14 protein-coding genes are annotated in these 15966 nt (G+C 40.0%); 7 read left to right on the top strand and 7 right to left on the bottom strand.

What is annotated here, in order from left to right:
- Positions 1-31: 31 nt before the first annotated feature.
- The gene (pbpC, locus tag C9J45_RS18930; protein ID WP_107292874.1) at positions 32-2266 is read right to left on the bottom strand and encodes a penicillin-binding protein 1C; all 2235 of its coding nucleotides are present in this window, start codon (positions 2264-2266) and stop codon (positions 32-34) included.
- Entirely contained in the window at positions 2256-6884 is a 4629-nt protein-coding gene (locus tag C9J45_RS18925; RefSeq protein ID WP_107292873.1) for an alpha-2-macroglobulin, read from the bottom strand. The genes pbpC and C9J45_RS18925 overlap by 11 nt, the downstream gene beginning before the upstream one ends.
- Before the next feature lie 259 nt (positions 6885-7143).
- Between C9J45_RS18925 and C9J45_RS18920 the strand changes: the two genes are divergently transcribed.
- Positions 7144-7479, top strand: a complete 336-nt coding sequence (locus C9J45_RS18920) for a hypothetical protein (protein WP_107290381.1) — start codon at positions 7144-7146, stop codon at positions 7477-7479.
- Between the two features lie 240 nt (positions 7480-7719).
- Here C9J45_RS18920 and C9J45_RS18915 read toward each other — a convergent pair whose 3' ends face one another.
- A complete protein-coding gene (locus C9J45_RS18915; RefSeq protein ID WP_107292872.1) occupies positions 7720-8196 on the bottom strand; it encodes a GNAT family N-acetyltransferase in 477 nt (158 codons plus the stop codon).
- Between the two features lie 97 nt (positions 8197-8293).
- Positions 8294-8770, bottom strand: a complete 477-nt coding sequence (locus C9J45_RS18910) for a GNAT family N-acetyltransferase (protein ID WP_107292871.1) — start codon at positions 8768-8770, stop codon at positions 8294-8296.
- 165 nt (positions 8771-8935) lie between these two features.
- Here C9J45_RS18910 and C9J45_RS21850 point away from each other — a divergent pair, with 165 nt between their 5' ends.
- The 4 genes from C9J45_RS21850 (at position 8936) to C9J45_RS18895 (ending at position 12561) form a co-directional block, all read left to right on the top strand.
- Entirely contained in the window at positions 8936-9067 is a 132-nt protein-coding gene (locus tag C9J45_RS21850; RefSeq protein WP_255418466.1) for a hypothetical protein, read from the top strand.
- A gap of 231 nt (positions 9068-9298) precedes the next feature.
- Positions 9299-10768, top strand: coding sequence for a C69 family dipeptidase (locus C9J45_RS18905; RefSeq protein WP_107260723.1), 1470 nt, complete (start codon positions 9299-9301; stop codon positions 10766-10768).
- 168 nt (positions 10769-10936) lie between these two features.
- Positions 10937-12052, top strand: coding sequence for a cytochrome-c peroxidase (locus tag C9J45_RS18900; protein WP_107292870.1), 1116 nt, complete (start codon positions 10937-10939; stop codon positions 12050-12052).
- Positions 12049-12561, top strand: coding sequence for a hypothetical protein (locus C9J45_RS18895; RefSeq protein ID WP_107205823.1), 513 nt, complete (start codon positions 12049-12051; stop codon positions 12559-12561). The genes C9J45_RS18900 and C9J45_RS18895 overlap by 4 nt, the downstream gene beginning before the upstream one ends.
- A gap of 43 nt (positions 12562-12604) precedes the next feature.
- On the opposite strand, the gene C9J45_RS18890 is transcribed toward C9J45_RS18895, so the two are convergent.
- Positions 12605-12886 carry a hypothetical protein gene (locus C9J45_RS18890; protein WP_005367305.1) on the bottom strand — a complete coding sequence of 94 codons (282 nt, stop codon included), beginning with the start codon at positions 12884-12886 and terminating at the stop codon, positions 12605-12607.
- Positions 12887-13099: 213 nt separating this feature from the next.
- Between C9J45_RS18890 and C9J45_RS18885 the strand changes: the two genes are divergently transcribed.
- A complete protein-coding gene (locus C9J45_RS18885) occupies positions 13100-13480 on the top strand; it encodes a hypothetical protein (RefSeq protein WP_005367304.1) in 381 nt (126 codons plus the stop codon).
- A gap of 144 nt (positions 13481-13624) precedes the next feature.
- Complete coding sequence (locus C9J45_RS18880) at positions 13625-14278, top strand: nitroreductase family protein (RefSeq protein ID WP_107205822.1); 654 nt, start codon at positions 13625-13627, stop codon at positions 14276-14278.
- Positions 14279-14538: 260 nt separating this feature from the next.
- On the opposite strand, the gene C9J45_RS18875 is transcribed toward C9J45_RS18880, so the two are convergent.
- Positions 14539-14985: a GyrI-like domain-containing protein gene (locus C9J45_RS18875; protein ID WP_107205821.1), complete on the bottom strand. Its 447-nt coding sequence runs from the start codon at positions 14983-14985 to the stop codon at positions 14539-14541.
- Between the two features lie 354 nt (positions 14986-15339).
- The gene (locus C9J45_RS18870; RefSeq protein WP_107205820.1) at positions 15340-15816 is read right to left on the bottom strand and encodes an N-acetyltransferase; all 477 of its coding nucleotides are present in this window, start codon (positions 15814-15816) and stop codon (positions 15340-15342) included.
- Positions 15817-15966 lie beyond the last annotated feature (150 nt).

Here is a 15966-nt window from a genome sequence, read left to right as displayed (position 1 = left end):
TTGATAAACACTGTTTTCTTGACGCTTTCGATTACGGATGAACAACAATTTCACGTTTATCACATACTCCATTAATACAAGCAGTGATACCCACCTTACCCGAGTAATCCACTAATTTAATTTCATTACCAGTAAATGGTTGGTTATTTACATACCAATCAACCTTTACGTTTTCATCTAGCGTTTGTAGCGGTAATACGTCTAATTGATCTTTATAGTAATGCTGCCCTGTCACTATTTGCTTGATATACGGCGCAACATTTCCGTTATCCTTATGTGAATCATCTTTCCCTTTAGGCGTTGAAATCCCCCCTCGTTGCCGTTGCCAGTTTGCTAGAAGTTTCGGCCACGTTGTTTGAGCCGTATCCAAACTTGGACGTAAAAAACGCCCATCAGTTTCCAACGTGGGTGGCGTAATTCCTCTTACGGTATAGGCTTTTCTTTGCGAAACACATTGTGCACGAGGCGTAATTTGCTTATCACGCCCACTCGGCCAACAAATGGTCTTTGTCACAACGTCTTTAGGTTTTATTCGTTGGTGTTGATCGCGGGGTAACTGATCAAAGGCATCAAACATAATAGGTGCGGCTTGTGTCGCGCCTAAATAACCCACAACAGGGCTAGAGTCTGGACGACCTATCCACACGCCAACTGTAAAATCTGGACTAACGCCTATCGACCAAAAATCACGATAACCATAGCTAGTTCCTGTTTTCCAAGCAATTTGACGTCTTATCGATGGTACGACTCTATCTGGCGCGCTTATTTCACTCAGTGTTTTAAAAATAATCCAACTTGAAGCCGGTGAAAGGAGCGGTTTACTCACAACGGATTTGGCATTTTGTAGCAGTTGTAAAGGCTGATATTGCCCATTCGTTGCCAGTGTTCGGTACATAGCTGCCAGTGTAATTAAATTGGTTCCTGTCCCGCCTAATCCCACCGCTAAATTTGATTTTTTATGCTGTAATTGAATCCCAGCTTGTTGCAGTTTTTGATCAAAAACCTCTGGTGTTTCTTTATTAAAAACTTGTATTAAAAGAATGTTCAGTGACTGCTTTAATGCTTCACTCATACTCACTGCGCCTTGAAATTTGCCATTTAAGTTTTGTGGCTTATAGCCTGAAAACGATGACGGAATATCACTGAGTAAACTTTGAGAATGAATGATCCCAAGATCAAGAGCCGTACCATAAATGAATGGTTTTAACGTTGAACCTGGTGATCGAACCGCTTGCACCATATCAACATAAGAAAATCGGCTAACATCATTAAAATCCGCCGAGCCTTGATAGGCAATAACACTGGCAGACGCATTATCAACCACAACGATAGCCGCAGAGTTTTTAGCTGGTAAGCGTTGAGAAACCGTCGTTAGCAGTCGCTGAATTCGCTTTTGAATATCCGCTCGAATAGTGGTTTGAATCACCGCTTGGTGCGGATAACCTTGCTGTAGCATACGGCTCAATAATGGCGCTTGCAGTGGTTGAAAATAAGGGGCAACAACGACAGGTTCCTGTTGCAAAAAGTTCGCACTGTATTGATCGAGCTTGTTATAACGCACTAATCGTTCAAGCACTTTATTACGCATCGCTTTTGCACGTTCAGGGAAACGGTCTGGGCGATATAACGATGGTTTTTGCGGTAATACCACCAGTAATGCCGCTTCTGACTTTGTGAGCAATTGCGCAGACCTTCCAAAGTAACGTTGCGCCGCAGCCTCAACCCCTTCGATATTGCCGCCAAACGGGGCAAGATTTAAATACAAGGTTAAGATCTGCTCTTTACTAAAAAACCACTCTAATTGAAGCGCTCGAAATAACTGGGTTAGTTTGCCTGATAATGAACGTGAATGCGGTGAGATTAAACGGGCAACTTGCATGGTTAATGTTGAGCCACCAGAGACCACATGCCCATTAACCCCCCATTGCCATGCAGCACGAAAGATCGAAAAAGGGTTAAACCCAGGATGGAAATAAAACCATCGATCTTCATAGGTTAATAACGCTTGTCGATAAAAAGGATCAACTTGCTCCGGTGAAATTAATTGTGTTCGACGCACCCCTTGCTTATCTGCAAAAGCGCGCAGCACTTCTCCCTCTTGGCTTTTAATAACAACCGCAGAGCCATTCGGATAGAGTGGCGGTAATGGAAATGCATAATTAAGCGCCACACCACCAGCTGCAAATAACACAATGGTTATACAACACGCCTGCAACCACGTTTTATAGCGTGATGCAGGCTGTTGAGCAGAATGATTACTTTTCAATGGTTACCATGTCTTGCTTAGGCCAGTACACAGCATGTTGTGATGGCTGGTACATCGACTCCATGAAAATTGGCGGAATGGTAAAGGTTCCCGGTACTTCAGCACGAAGTAAATACGCAAATGAATAGGTTTTATCCTTATCAAATGACTGAGAAATTACATAACGATCATTACGATATTCACTATGCTCTGGTGAACTTAATGTCACACCTTTGGGTGCTAATGCTGCTACATCAAGCCCTTGATTAAGTGCAGGGTTTTCTAACACAAAACCTGCTGGGATCATCTTAGACAGTAAGCCTTCATTGATTCGCTGGTTGAGATTAACATTCAATATAACCAATAACCGTTGACCAACTTTTACTGTATTACCAGTAAATGGCTTGCCGTCTAATTGATAGACAGAGCGTGAAAGCGTATTCACTTTTAATGTATTCAACGGATTATCACTATTTGATACCGCTTTATTACGTTGCTGATACCCCTCACCTTGTAATTTAACGTACAGCGGTTTGGTATTATGGTTAGTAATTGTTAACCCTTCCGTTAATGGTACCGAAAATGGACCGGTATGCTGCTGATCATGACCATTAATTGTCACATCAAACGGCTGATCTTTATTCAATCTTTGGGTCAATATCGCAGCTTGTAACAATGCACCACGCTCTTGGGTGCTCAACCACAATTTATCGCCTGACTCTGCTACAAGTTGTTCTAATAACTGCTTTTGAATTTCCGCCGCTTTATGAGCCAACATACTATTTGATTTTAGCTGCTGCAAAATCAATACAGACAAGGCGCTATCACGCAGATTAGAGCCATAATCTTGAAAATAACTGCTGTAACGTTTAACCGTATGGTAATTATTCAACAGTGCTAGTGCCTTATCGCTATCGCCGACATTGGCATAACTTGCCGCAAGTTGTAGTTCACTTAGTCCAGATGGGAAGAGTTTAAGCCCTAAATTATCAATATCGCTCCACTGGATCAGCCCTTGTTGAGACAACACATATGCCGCATAGGTTAATGCACTATCCGCATTTTGTTGGTTATACGCCCATTGTTTCATCCGTGTTGGGTTCTTCACATATTCGAGGATCTCGTCCTGTGCCCGTGTCAACATGGCTTTCGGTACTATATTGGGAAATTTTTTATCAGCACGTAGCAAAAAGTCCGTCACATAAACGGTTAACCAAGGCTGATCGTTAACACGACTGCTATAGCCATCACTTGGCCATAACGAAAAACCACCTTGTGATGTTTGCATCGGTTTCAAATTCATTATCGCTTGATAAATCATATCCCTATCAGATGGCATCGCTTCAGCATTCGGTGCTTTTCCTTGCGCTTTCAATCGCTGCTCAAACGCGGCTTTTTTAAAGCGGGTTAATTCTGGTAAATCATATAAATACGGTAATGCTTTACTGGTTATTTGCTCTGCACAGCCATAAGGATATTGATAAAGATCTCTTGCTTGCTCTATCACGCTTAGCATCGGTGTTTGGCTGATATAAGCAAAGCCTAATTGATCTGGAATCGTATCAAGTCCTTGCCACAATGATGATGTCACTGTCAGCTTTTGTTGCGGCTCTAACAGATCCGAATGCATCTTATAAACCCACGGCATTACTGACTTGATCGGCGTTTTCCATGAACGATCAATATGGATCTTGTTGTTGCTGTTTTGTGACAGCGAGTGTGCTTGCAGTTTGAACTCTGCACGGTTAACAACTATTGGTGAGTCAACCGTAAACGGGACGTTGTAACTTATATGCTCGCCATCTTGTAATGTCACCTTAGCAGGCAGGAGTGCAATCGCTAAGTTCACGCCTTTGTTAGCGCTCAATGCCAGTGATAACGTCTGCGCTGTTCCACTAATATTGTGAATATCTACCGTAACACTCGATTTGTCTCCCGCTACGAGAAAACGAGGAATACTTAATTCAGCAACAACGGGTGCTGCAATTTTATTACTTGATACACTTCGACCCACTTGCGAATCGTTAAATGTCGTAATGATTAACTGCCCTTCACCATTGTAATCAGGGATAGCTAATTTCACATTCGCCTTGCCGTTTTTAACCATTATCGGATTGGACATTAAAATTACGGTTTTACTTTCAACTAAATCGTCATTTTTATTATCAGTACGCGTAACGCTATCACTACCGAAACGCGATTGAGCAAAGGGATTAGGACGTAAATCATAAAGACGTGAATACAGATCAACCACATCCGCGCTATAACGACGCTGTGCAAAGAAGTAGTTAAATGGATCTTGTGGTTTAAAACGGCTGAGGTTAATAATGCCCTTATCCACCAGCGAAACCGTTACCCAAGTATTATCATTTTGTTGCTTCTCAATACCAGCAACAGTAATTGGGATATCTAAGGTCGTTAACGGACGAATAATTGGCGGCATTGTCGCTTTGATTGAGAGTTTTCGCGCCTCACGATTAAGCTTAACTGGCTTAATGCCAAAATAACGTTTCGGCGCATTATCAACATTACCTGTTAGCGTAGCGGTTAAATAAATATCGTGACGATTTAGTCCCTGTGGCAGTGGGATCTCAATATCTTGTTTGCCTTTCGTTATCTTAGTGCGTTGCGACCAAATCACTTTATCTGTTTCTAGCGTCACTAATAAGCTACCTGCAATTGGTGCGGTGATCGCTGAACGGATATTTTCACCTACGTGATAACGTGATTGATCAAAAGCAATATCAAGATGTTCAGGCTTGGCTTTTATTTGCTGATAACCATCATACCAACCGGCATAGAATTGATATTCAGTAACGGTTTTACTCGCTTGATCAGTCACTGTAATACGGTACTGACCCCATTTAGTCGCAAAAGATAATCGATGACTTTTACCTGCTTCAACATGAATAGTTTGCGAAGAGATCGATTTCCAACGCGCTTGTTTCTTACGCTGCCAACCAACACCTTGCTCATATAACCAATAATAAGGCCCCTGATCGTAATCCACTTTTACGGTCAAATCACCAGCAAGACGATGTTGACCATCATGGCTTAATAGTGCGATATCAAATTGAGGGTTAGCATCATAACCGACACTTTTTTGCAGCGGCTTTACTCCAGCTATTGGACTATCTTTCCACACCGTGTAACGTAAATCCCGTTGTACAGCGGCCCCACCCGTTTCTAATAAACTGAAATTAACGACCGCATTAACTGGTGATTGAATTTTAGCAGCAGAAGGTGTCGGTAAAACTATCTCTGCTTTCCCTTCTGCTGATAATGTTTGCTTATCTAATTGCTGATAACGGCTAGCCAATGAAAATCGCTTACCGACTCGATAATCACTGTATTTACCGCTAAAGCTCGACGTTGAGTTATACATAACCTCGGCAGTAACTTTATTACCTGCCGCTGGGCTACCAAATAGATAGCGCCCATTTAGTTCAACCTTGGTTTGACTGCCCGCCATAACAAGCTTTGCAGGATCGGAAAAGGTTAAATCCATTCGCTCAGGAACAAACTCTTCCAATTCGAAAAAATATTGGCTGATCGGCTTTTGCGCTTCAGGATCGAGCCTTACTTCAACGGTATAGCGCCCCGTACGCCAACTAGATGTCGTGTTCAGTTGCTTAGAATAAAAACTCGCTGCTTGCGGAGAGAGTTGCTCAGATAACACAACATCATTACGTGGATCTAATACCGTTAATGTGATCGGCTGATCTTTAATCGCCAGACCGTCTTGATCACGCAGCAAAATATTTAACGGTAATGATTCACCCGGCTTAACCAAATCACGGTTGCTGTAAATAAACGCTTCATAAGGTTGATAAGCTCGCCCTCCTACTTTGCTATCCGATAAATCTAAGGGCGCTTCACGCAGAGGTAAAATACCGATCTCTTGTTGTGACTTATGTTGTAATGAAGGAGCGAGTTGGCGTTCTGCTGTTGTTTTATTAGTACGAGCAATAACGATATCGGTGTTTTTCGCCACAATATCAAAGTTAGCTTCACCTTTATGGTCGATGGGTGCTGTTCTAAACAGTTTATGATCGCGATAAATATCAACGCTACCTGAAGTAACAGCGTCACCCGTTGATAAACGTGACACAGAAAAACTCGCTTGGTGGGTATTTAACCGTGCTTGAATACCAATATCTGTTAATAACACATGTTTAACTTTTAGCTCATCAAACGCGCCAGGTGCCTTTAACACCACAACATACCAACCTGACGGCAAATGATGTGAAAGAGGGATACGTGCTGCAGTTTGTTGATTTAACTTGCTTGGTGGCAGTGTAAAACGATCAGCATAAACACTTTCATAAGCGTGTTGTAAACGCTCTAAACCATAAGGGCTTAGGTTATCTAATAGGTAACTGTCATTTAAAAAGGTGTCGGGATCAGTTATATGTAAAATTTCAACATCAACTTTATCAAGATTCATAAAGTTAATTGGAATTGATTGGTGGTGAGATTGCGGAACTAAAGGGCCATTACCAATCACTTCCACCATCGGTGGCTGACGAATGGGATCTTTCTCTTGATTAGCGTAAGCGGTGCCAAACAACATAAAACTAAAAAATAACGCTATTAAATATAATCCCGCTACCGATCGTTCTGATCCCATTATTCGCATCACTTTCCCCTTTAAGAACCACTCAACTCTATGCACTGCATACGGTGTAATTCTATACAGAAAAGCAGATATATTCATCCGAACATCGCTATATGTTTTCTAAAACATTCTAAATTTTCTAATAAAATTAATAATATATTTCGCCATTTCTTCATGGCTAGCTGTATACACAGGCAATTGTCCTTTTTATCTTGGTGTCATTATCCGTTATAATCATCATCACTTTTTTAAAGATATTACCTACAGGTGTAGCGACAATATGGCTAATCAACCTAATTTTACTGATGAAGAATATAAAGCATTCGCGGAATTAATGGACTCATACAATCGTACGTTCGCCGTATCTATCACGACATTAGTATTAGCCGTAATTGGTTTTATTATTGCAGAAGTTCAGGTTGGTTATTTAATGACTAACAATATTCGTTGGCTGTTCGGCTTACTGGTTATGCTCCCTCTTGCTGTTACCTCTATTGGAACAAAATACGACTTTAACCACCTGACTTTTAGTATGCCTAAAACTATCTTATATAGCGTACTCAATGTCATTGCTCTCATTACAATTATCGCGATCGTGATTATGCTTAATCGCTGAGTCCATATTGATAAATATCGTACAGACAAAAATCTCCTTGCTGATAATTAGCTTTGAGCAAGCGGTTTTTTACACCTTTAACCGTTAGATCTTATCAATCTTACACGTTGTTAGTACATTCATTAATTGTGATTTTGTCACTGAGGAAAAGTGAGTTTGGGATCAAGTGATTAATAAATTAAACCAAAGTAAAAATGCCACGCGTTACGCTTCCTCATTGAACATTTTGTTTACGATGCATCACAACAAACGCTTAAACTGCCCATTTTTAGCTTTGAAACCTAATTTGTTAAACAAAGCTTTAGACCGAAAGTTACCCTCATCAATATCCGCATACAATTTTTCAATGCCCAAAGATTTAGCATGAAAAAATAATAAACTAAGAGCTTCCGACATATACCCTTGTCGCCAGTACGATGAATTTAGTAAGCATCCGACCTCACAAGAATCACCGTTATCACTAAAGCTATGTAAGCCGCAGGTTCCAATAACTTTGTTTGTCGTTTGCTCCATAACCGCCCATTCCAATGATTCACCTGACTTCTCTAGCCGGACGACGCTTTCTAGCATCTGAACTATCAGATCTTTTGATGTGAAAACGGGGTCTGAAGCAAATTCCATTGTTTGAATATCGCCATAAATTTCAAACAAATCATCAGAATCATTCGGTTGAATTGACCTTAAAACAATTCTATTTCCTTGTAAATCAGGCTTCATTTATCTTCTCTCCTTGATCGTATAACGCTCGCTTAGATGTGAGCAACGAAATACCAAAGCCGCGCATAGTGAAAATGCTATGCGTTGTTAATCCCTCTTAAACAATTTTTTCTGTTCTCAACCTACGCAAAAATAGATTACTCCTGTCATTCAAATCAAGCTGAAGCTCCAATATTCCTTTCGACTCACTTAACTTCTGAAAACCAACTACACTATACATTTCTTTAGCCTTATTATTGCTAAACACACAACACTTGATGTACGGAACGCGAAGTGATGTAGCCTCTTTCACTATGTGTTTAAATGCCCGATAGCCTAATAAACCGCCTTGCTCTGACTTTGTAATTTGTAGCGAATGTATAAATAAACACTTTTCATTAGCTTCAATTGAAAATCCAGCAACAATAATATCGCCACTTTTAATTACCCAATTATCTTTAGCCCTATAATGGCGCTTTATACCCTCGGCATTCCAAGGTAAGCCAAGCTCGGATTGTAGTTGATACATATTTTGATAGATCAAATCGTATAGCGATTCAAAATCAGAATCATTAGCTTTATTAATTGTAAACACGTAACCCCTTCTAATCACTTATGCCAATGTATTAATAGTCATTCTTATCACGCAAAAAAGACCTATGAGTTTTTCTTTATCATACGCGATATAATCATTATTATTGACGTTGAATTCTCTAGAAATTCAACGAACGTTGACATTCACACAAGCCAACGCGATTTGATGAATACTTCTCAAATTTATGAAATTAACCCGCAAACTCGCGCAAGCAATATGTCGATTAATCATCATGATGAAGAGATAGGTGGTTATATTCATCGTGAAAACGAAGAAAAAAAAACAATAATTTTTTAGGTTCAACTTTATATAAAAAGGAGAAAGTATTTAATTATTTTTCTCCTTTTTATTTGCCATGTATCATTAAATCATAGTCACGCTATACAAAATAATTACGCATTTTTACTCCCGCAATCCATGCAATATTAGTGTGCATCAAGCTAAAAAAAATATATGACAAATATCACGTTTTATATTTCATTCAACTGCAAGAATATTCGTCCAATGCCAATAACTTAACGATAATTAATGAAAAATATTACATTACTTTCTGCACTTATTACTTCAGCTATTAGTGTACCAGCATTTGCCTGCACTACGATTTTAGTGGGTAACCAAGCAACAACTGATGGATCGTTTATTGTCGCGCGTAATGAAGACTATCAAGCCACTAATGCAAAACAGTTTATCTACCACCCCGCTGAAGCAAAACAAAAAGCTGATTTCAAATCTAACGCCAATGACTTTACTTACCCTGCAGCAAAAAATGCACTGGAATACACGTCATTGTCAGATTTTGACACCCATGGTACCAGTATGGGTGAAGCTGGATTTAACTCTGCTGGGGTTGGTATGTCTGCAACCGAAACCATTTATAACGGTACTCAAGCACTCGCGGCGGATCCGTATGTAACCAAGACTGGTATTGGTGAAGATGCGATTGAAAATGTCATTTTGCCACGTGTAAAAACAGCCAAAGAAGGCGTTGAACTGTTAGGTAAGATCATTGAAAAACAAGGCGCATCTGAAGGCTTTGGCGTTGCCTTCGTTGATAAAACCGGTATTTGGTATTTAGAAACCGGCAGTGGTCACCAATGGATGGCACAAAAAATCCCAGCTGATAAATATTTCGTTTCAGCTAACCAAGGTCGATTAACTACCTATAAACTGCATAATCCCGATTATTTAGCTTCTCCTACGCTAGTTAGCTTTGCCGAACAACATGCTTTATATACTCCAGTTACAGGAGAGGCTTTCAATTTCCACAAAGCTTACTCGCAAGATACCAAGAATGATCAAACGTACAATTACCCCCGTGTTTGGACGTTACAACACATGTATACAAAAGGCTTAAATACCAAGATAACGCAAGGTGAGAGTTTCCCTGTCTTTTTAAAACCAAGCCATAAATTATCGGTTGCAGATGTTGAACAAGGGCTACGAAATCACTACCAAGGTACGTCACACGACCCATACGCGAATAGCAATCCGAAAGAACCATACCGACCAATATCTGTATTTAGAACCCAAGAATCACACATATTGCAAGTTCGTCCTAATCTGCCTATCGCTATCGGTGAAACCGAATACATGGCGTATGGGATGACAGCACTTAGCGTTTATATTCCTTATTATCAAGGCATGACAGAAGTGCCTAAAGCATTAACGATTGGTACAGATAAAGCAGACAATCTATCTGCTAACTGGCAATTCCGTAAGTTACAAACCATTGCCATGACCAACTGGAATGAGTTCTCACCCATTGTTCAAAAAGCCTATCAACAATTTGAGCAACAAACAGCCGTTAAACAACAAGAGCTTGAAAAGCAGTACCTTGCGATATACAAAACGCAACCTAAAAAAGCACAAGCATTAATTAATCAATTTGAACAAAAAACAGTTGATAACGCATTGGCATTAACCAATAAATTAACCAATACCTTATTGACCAAAATGACCCACAACACCGATATGCTGTATCACTTTGAAGGCGCTTAAGTTGCTAACACATCAGCATTAGTAATAAACGAGAGATAGCCCAAGGTTATAAAATTAAAGGTTATTTCTCGTTTTATCTTTTAATGTCGCACTTTGAAACAATATTTATTCCTATTCTTTTTCCGTATCTTATATCATTTGCTCATTCTGTTAAGAGCACTCTCGACAATGCGTCCACTACTCACCTTTCTTAGCCTTATTTTTGTTGTCTTAGTTCCTCATTTTGCATTGGCAACAACCAGTGAGCAGCAAGCTCAGATCACCTTAGGTCGCTATTTATTTAATGATGTTCGCTTGTCAAAGCTCGGCAATCGCAGTTGTGCCCTTTGTCATGCCGTCGATCTAGGTTGGACCAATCGATTTAGCAAAGTGCCAGATATCCATGGCAATCCAACAACGCTAAACACGCCAGCATTACTCAATGTTGCCCACTATGATCAATTCATGCAAAGTCGTGAAGGATTACAGACATTAGAACAAGCTATTTTGTTACCTTTATTTGGCACAGCCCCAACAGAAATGGGGATGACAGAGCCGTTATTACTGCAACGCTTACAACAAGCGTCTGATATCTACACCCCACTATTTGAAGCCAGTTATCAATCAGCAGATTTCACAACCCAAAAAGTCATTAACGCATTAGCGAAGTATGTAGAAACAATTCAAAGTGTTGATACCCCCTATCACCGTTATTTATCCGGTGATACTGATGCGCTAAATAAAGAGCAACAGCTAGGATTAGCTCTGTTCAATAGTGATCGCCTAAAATGCTCCCAGTGCCATGGTGGTGAGCTATTAAATACCCCTAAAAACAACGCCGATCCACTTTATGTCAGCACAGGTTTGTACGGCATAAAAAATAAAGATGGCAAATACTTATACCCTGAAAATGAACGTGGCAAAGCCAGTTTTAGCCATAAAGAAACTGACGACGGAAAATACCGTATCCCTTCATTGATCAATGTGAGCGAAACAGCACCTTGGGGACATGATGGCAGCGTACAATCACTCGAGCAGTATATTGAACATTATGCCGCCGGTGGACGAATACTGACGATAGGTAAAAATGCAGGAGATGGTCGTTATCATCTCAATAAAGACAACAAGATCTCAGGTTTTAGTTTATCGAATAAAGAGAAAAAAGCGCTCGTTGCCTTTCTCAATAGCTTAGCCATAACTCGACTACCAACACAGCAACACCAAGATCCTTTTTGCCAGTTAGTCCCATTAAAAAATAAAAAAGACAGCCCGAACTGTCTTCCACCTTTTAAAGTGAAGTCATGAAGACCATAAACAAGACCATGAAAAAGACGATTAAGTTAATGACATTAAGCGCCTTACTAAGCCAATCAATGGCCGTAAGCGCAAACACCGACATTAACCCTGAACATAAAGGGCGGAATGATTATTTTGCCAAAAGTTATCAGCCACTATGTAACTTGCCAACAAAACACATTGCGACAGCTTCAACACTTGAAGAGGCCAGCCAACAAGAATTTATTTTAGATAAAGAATTAGGCTTATCCACCCAACTAAATTCCCAAGGTGAAGCTTATATTCAATTGGCGATCAAAGAATGGAATGAAAAGTTTATCGTCGGTGTCACACCAAAAACCCACGTATCGATGGCGGGAGCTGATATTCAAGGCGCAGATATTGTTAACTTGCAATGTGCCGAGCCATCACAATACCTGACCCACTTAAACACCCACGAATGGGGAAGCTATACCCTGAAACTGACAGGTAAGCCAAACCAGTTGGTGAAAGTACAAATCATCACAACAGATAAGTAGAAACAAGCCTGAGCAATCATTGCTTAGGCTTATTGTTTCAAACTTATAAACCTGTGTTGCGGTGGTATTCTTGCTCAGCAAATTCTTTGCCTTTTTGTGCCGCCGCCGCACAAGACTCTGGCGCAATATCACCACGCTCCGTCACATATTGCTTAAGCTCCGCCGCTTTCTCTGTGCGATTAAAAAACTCATGATAGCCAATGTTTTTACATAGTTCCCATGACGATACACCCGCTGCATTTTTTAATGTGTAGCTATTTGATGGCGTTCCAGCGCAACCCACTAGCCCAAATGCAATCAGTGAAAATAACACCTGCTTTTTCATCAAAAATCCTTTATTTCAACTTTATCTCAATGATTTGACATACAATATCACATCATCTCTTACTTATGTTTTAGTATAAACATGATACTGATTCAAAGCCTCATTATTGATTAGACGTGAATAGGATAATTTCCTAATATACGCATGGTTCAAATACGTTTATGATCGTTGCTAATATAACCTTCATCGCTAGAGCTATTTTTAGGATTCACCATGAGCAATTTTAATCTTTATACCGCCCTTTTACCTTGTTTCGATTGCCGTCAACAAAAAGCAGAAGCAAGCTTAGGTTGGCTAACCCCTGCTATGCATGAAGCGGTTCTTGCGCAAGTAAATACCATTATTACAGCGAGCAATGATTACCCTGATGATCTTGTTACCACTATCACCTGTTCTGTTGATGAAGCTAAGTATTACCTATTGTTAAATGCCTTCGCTTATTCAGAAGAAGAAATGCAAACAACAGGTGTAGATCCAGACGACCTTGTTGAAATTGAAAAAGAAATCAAAGCAAACAAGAATGCTGATGGCATGATTGAGCTTGAGCATGACATTGCGCTACAAGGCTGCACTGCTTGCTGCCCTGACGCATAATTCCATACTATTTACTATGGTGTACGCGATGTATGCCATAGTCATATTCCCCCCTCTCGCCTCAACATACCGCCTAAACCTTGAAATTGTGCTGACTAGCCCCATTTTATTAATACGACAATTAATAATAAGAGCAAAAGTAAGATGAACAGCCCTATTTTAGATGACTTAAATTGGCGTTATACCACCAAGAGTTACGATCCTAATAAAACCATCTCAACAGAAAATATTGCCATCATTTCAGAAGCACTACGCTTATCAGCATCATCAATCAACTCGCAGCCATGGCGCTTTATTATTTTAGAATCAGATGATGCTAAACAACGATTTAGCAATACCTTTGAGACTAAGTTTTTAGCCAATAAACCTCACGCAACTAACGCCAGTCATATCATTTTATTTACTCACAACCCTCATTATTCGATTGAAGATTTTGAAGCCGTGATTGATAAAAATATTCTTGATGGCCGCATTAAACCAGAGAAAAAAGATGATGCTGTGAGCAAATTTAGCTTTGCAGACTTATACACCGAGCCGAGTGGCTACAATGCTAATTGGACAAAAGCACAACTGTATCTGGCTTTCGGTAATATTCTGCACGTTCTTGCACGATTAAAAATAGATTCAACACCTCTTGAAGGTATTGACGTAAAGCGTGTTGAGAAAGAATTCAGCCAAGAGTTAGATGGATTTTCATGCCCTGTCGCACTCGCGATTGGCTACCATGATGAGTCTGATTTTAACGCTCGCTTACCTAAATCTCGTATGCCATTAGAAACCGTTGTTCATAAAATCTAACAGCATGTGGAATGATAAAGTGATAGGTGAAACTTAAATAATAAGCCAACACACTAATGACATTCTTCAACCAGTCGATGGTTGAGAATCTAGTAACTATAAAAAAGCCACTGATTAATTAGTGGTTTTTTCTTTTAAAACTTGGCGGAGAGACAGGCTTTGAACTCTCGATACAATATAAAACCATTGTAACCACCAAACGTTACGCATAGTAAATGTGCCACGCGTGCGAATCACGCTTTAGCTATTTGTTATGTCAATTATTTCAGCGCAATGTAGACGCTAACTTTACTAGCACTTTCGTAGTGCTCAAAATCTGTTGTATAAGCTCTTTCATGCGCACAATTAGAAGAAGCAAAGTACGACCAAACTGACTGCCACGCGGCGATAACAGCAGCAGGAAACTCACCTTCGGATTCAAACTTAAGGTAAGAGCCAGGAAGAACAGATACCGATGACAGCGCAACATTTGAAGAAGATATTTCGTTTGACCCCATCAAAACATCAAAGTAGCCATCAACATCTGACTCGTAATTGCAGTAGACACTATAAGCCCTTGCCCCCGATTGATAGTTGATGACTAAGTTCGAGTCAACGTATGCAACATGTTTTGGGATATTCGCCGTTTCAGGATTCATCTCAATTTCATTGCGAGTTCTTAGAACTAAACCTTCGATTTCAAAACCTTTTACTTCAACAACTTCCATTTTTTACTCCATTTATATAGCGTTAGCATAACGGGCGTCCTCACCGAATAAAACGATACGTATAAAAGCCCAACCCTTTTGCCCCTACTGCCAACATGTCATGCAATTAACGGGAATATTTCGACCCAAATAACCGACGTTCAATAATAAGGATAATAGCTTTCTCGCTTCATAATTAAAGAGGATTTTATTATAAACAAGGGCATTAATATTATTGGTTCACACCAAGGATAATGCTCGAATTCTTTTTGGCATCACCCTTCATGCTATTTCCAATATTTACTTATATAAGGTAGCTTGGGCTTGTCCAACACTTCGGATAGGTGTCGGCTACGCGACACATATCCTTATTTGTTAGGTGCGTAGCCAAAGTTGGTAAAAGTCGGTTTCATCGTGCTTGGGATTCTTGCGCACGAACTCCCAACCATGGCGCTTGTAGAATGTGAGAGCTCTATGGTTAGTTCGGCTTACTAAAAGTACAGCACGCAAACAACCCGCTGTACTCAATACGCTTACAATATAATCCTGCAATTTTGCAGCGAGTCCTGAACCACGAAAATTCGGTTTTAAGTAAATGAGATGCACATAGCCAGTCTCCGGCTCGGGTGAAAAGCTACGAAACTCTAACTGCCCTGCAAACTGACCATCCACAAATATATGGATATAGAACCATCCTGATGTTGCTAGCCGGTCTAATACTCGTTCACGATAACCACTGATGAAGTCGTCGAAACCATCGTAATGCCCAAAACTACAAAAGTATGCATCTTTTCTCGCAGCTACGCACAATTCGAAATCATCAATGTTTATCTGCTGAAAAGCAATTTCCATACTTACCTTTTCCTTCAAGCACCTAACAGTATATTAATAAGCATTCTTACTTTTACGCTTTATTAATACAGCAAATATTCAACATTCTAATAAATAAAAACATTTATTTTCATTACCTTAATCGCAAAAATTAGCATCCACCCGATATGT

Source organism: Photobacterium sp. GB-1 (assembly GCF_003026165.1).
GTDB lineage: Bacteria > Pseudomonadota > Gammaproteobacteria > Enterobacterales > Vibrionaceae > Photobacterium.
Note: the sequence above shows the minus strand (reverse complement) of the source record. Positions and strands in the feature narration are given on the sequence as shown.

Bases quoted from the DNA above. Each gene is read 5' to 3' on its own strand.
- C9J45_RS18925 (WP_107292873.1), bottom strand. From the start codon at position 6,884: ATGCGAATAATGGGATCAGAACGATCGGTAGCGGGATTATATTTAATA.
- C9J45_RS18920 (WP_107290381.1), top strand. From the start codon at position 7,144: ATGGCTAATCAACCTAATTTTACTGATGAAGAATATAAAGCATTCGCG.
- C9J45_RS18915 (WP_107292872.1), bottom strand. From the start codon at position 8,196: ATGAAGCCTGATTTACAAGGAAATAGAATTGTTTTAAGGTCAATTCAA.
- C9J45_RS21850 (WP_255418466.1), top strand. From the start codon at position 8,936: ATGAATACTTCTCAAATTTATGAAATTAACCCGCAAACTCGCGCAAGC.
- C9J45_RS18905 (WP_107260723.1), top strand. From the start codon at position 9,299: ATGAAAAATATTACATTACTTTCTGCACTTATTACTTCAGCTATTAGT.
- C9J45_RS18900 (WP_107292870.1), top strand. From the start codon at position 10,937: ATGCGTCCACTACTCACCTTTCTTAGCCTTATTTTTGTTGTCTTAGTT.
- C9J45_RS18895 (WP_107205823.1), top strand. From the start codon at position 12,049: ATGAAGACCATAAACAAGACCATGAAAAAGACGATTAAGTTAATGACA.
- C9J45_RS18890 (WP_005367305.1), bottom strand. From the start codon at position 12,886: ATGAAAAAGCAGGTGTTATTTTCACTGATTGCATTTGGGCTAGTGGGT.
- C9J45_RS18885 (WP_005367304.1), top strand. From the start codon at position 13,100: ATGAGCAATTTTAATCTTTATACCGCCCTTTTACCTTGTTTCGATTGC.
- C9J45_RS18880 (WP_107205822.1), top strand. From the start codon at position 13,625: ATGAACAGCCCTATTTTAGATGACTTAAATTGGCGTTATACCACCAAG.
- C9J45_RS18875 (WP_107205821.1), bottom strand. From the start codon at position 14,985: ATGGAAGTTGTTGAAGTAAAAGGTTTTGAAATCGAAGGTTTAGTTCTA.
- C9J45_RS18870 (WP_107205820.1), bottom strand. From the start codon at position 15,816: ATGGAAATTGCTTTTCAGCAGATAAACATTGATGATTTCGAATTGTGC.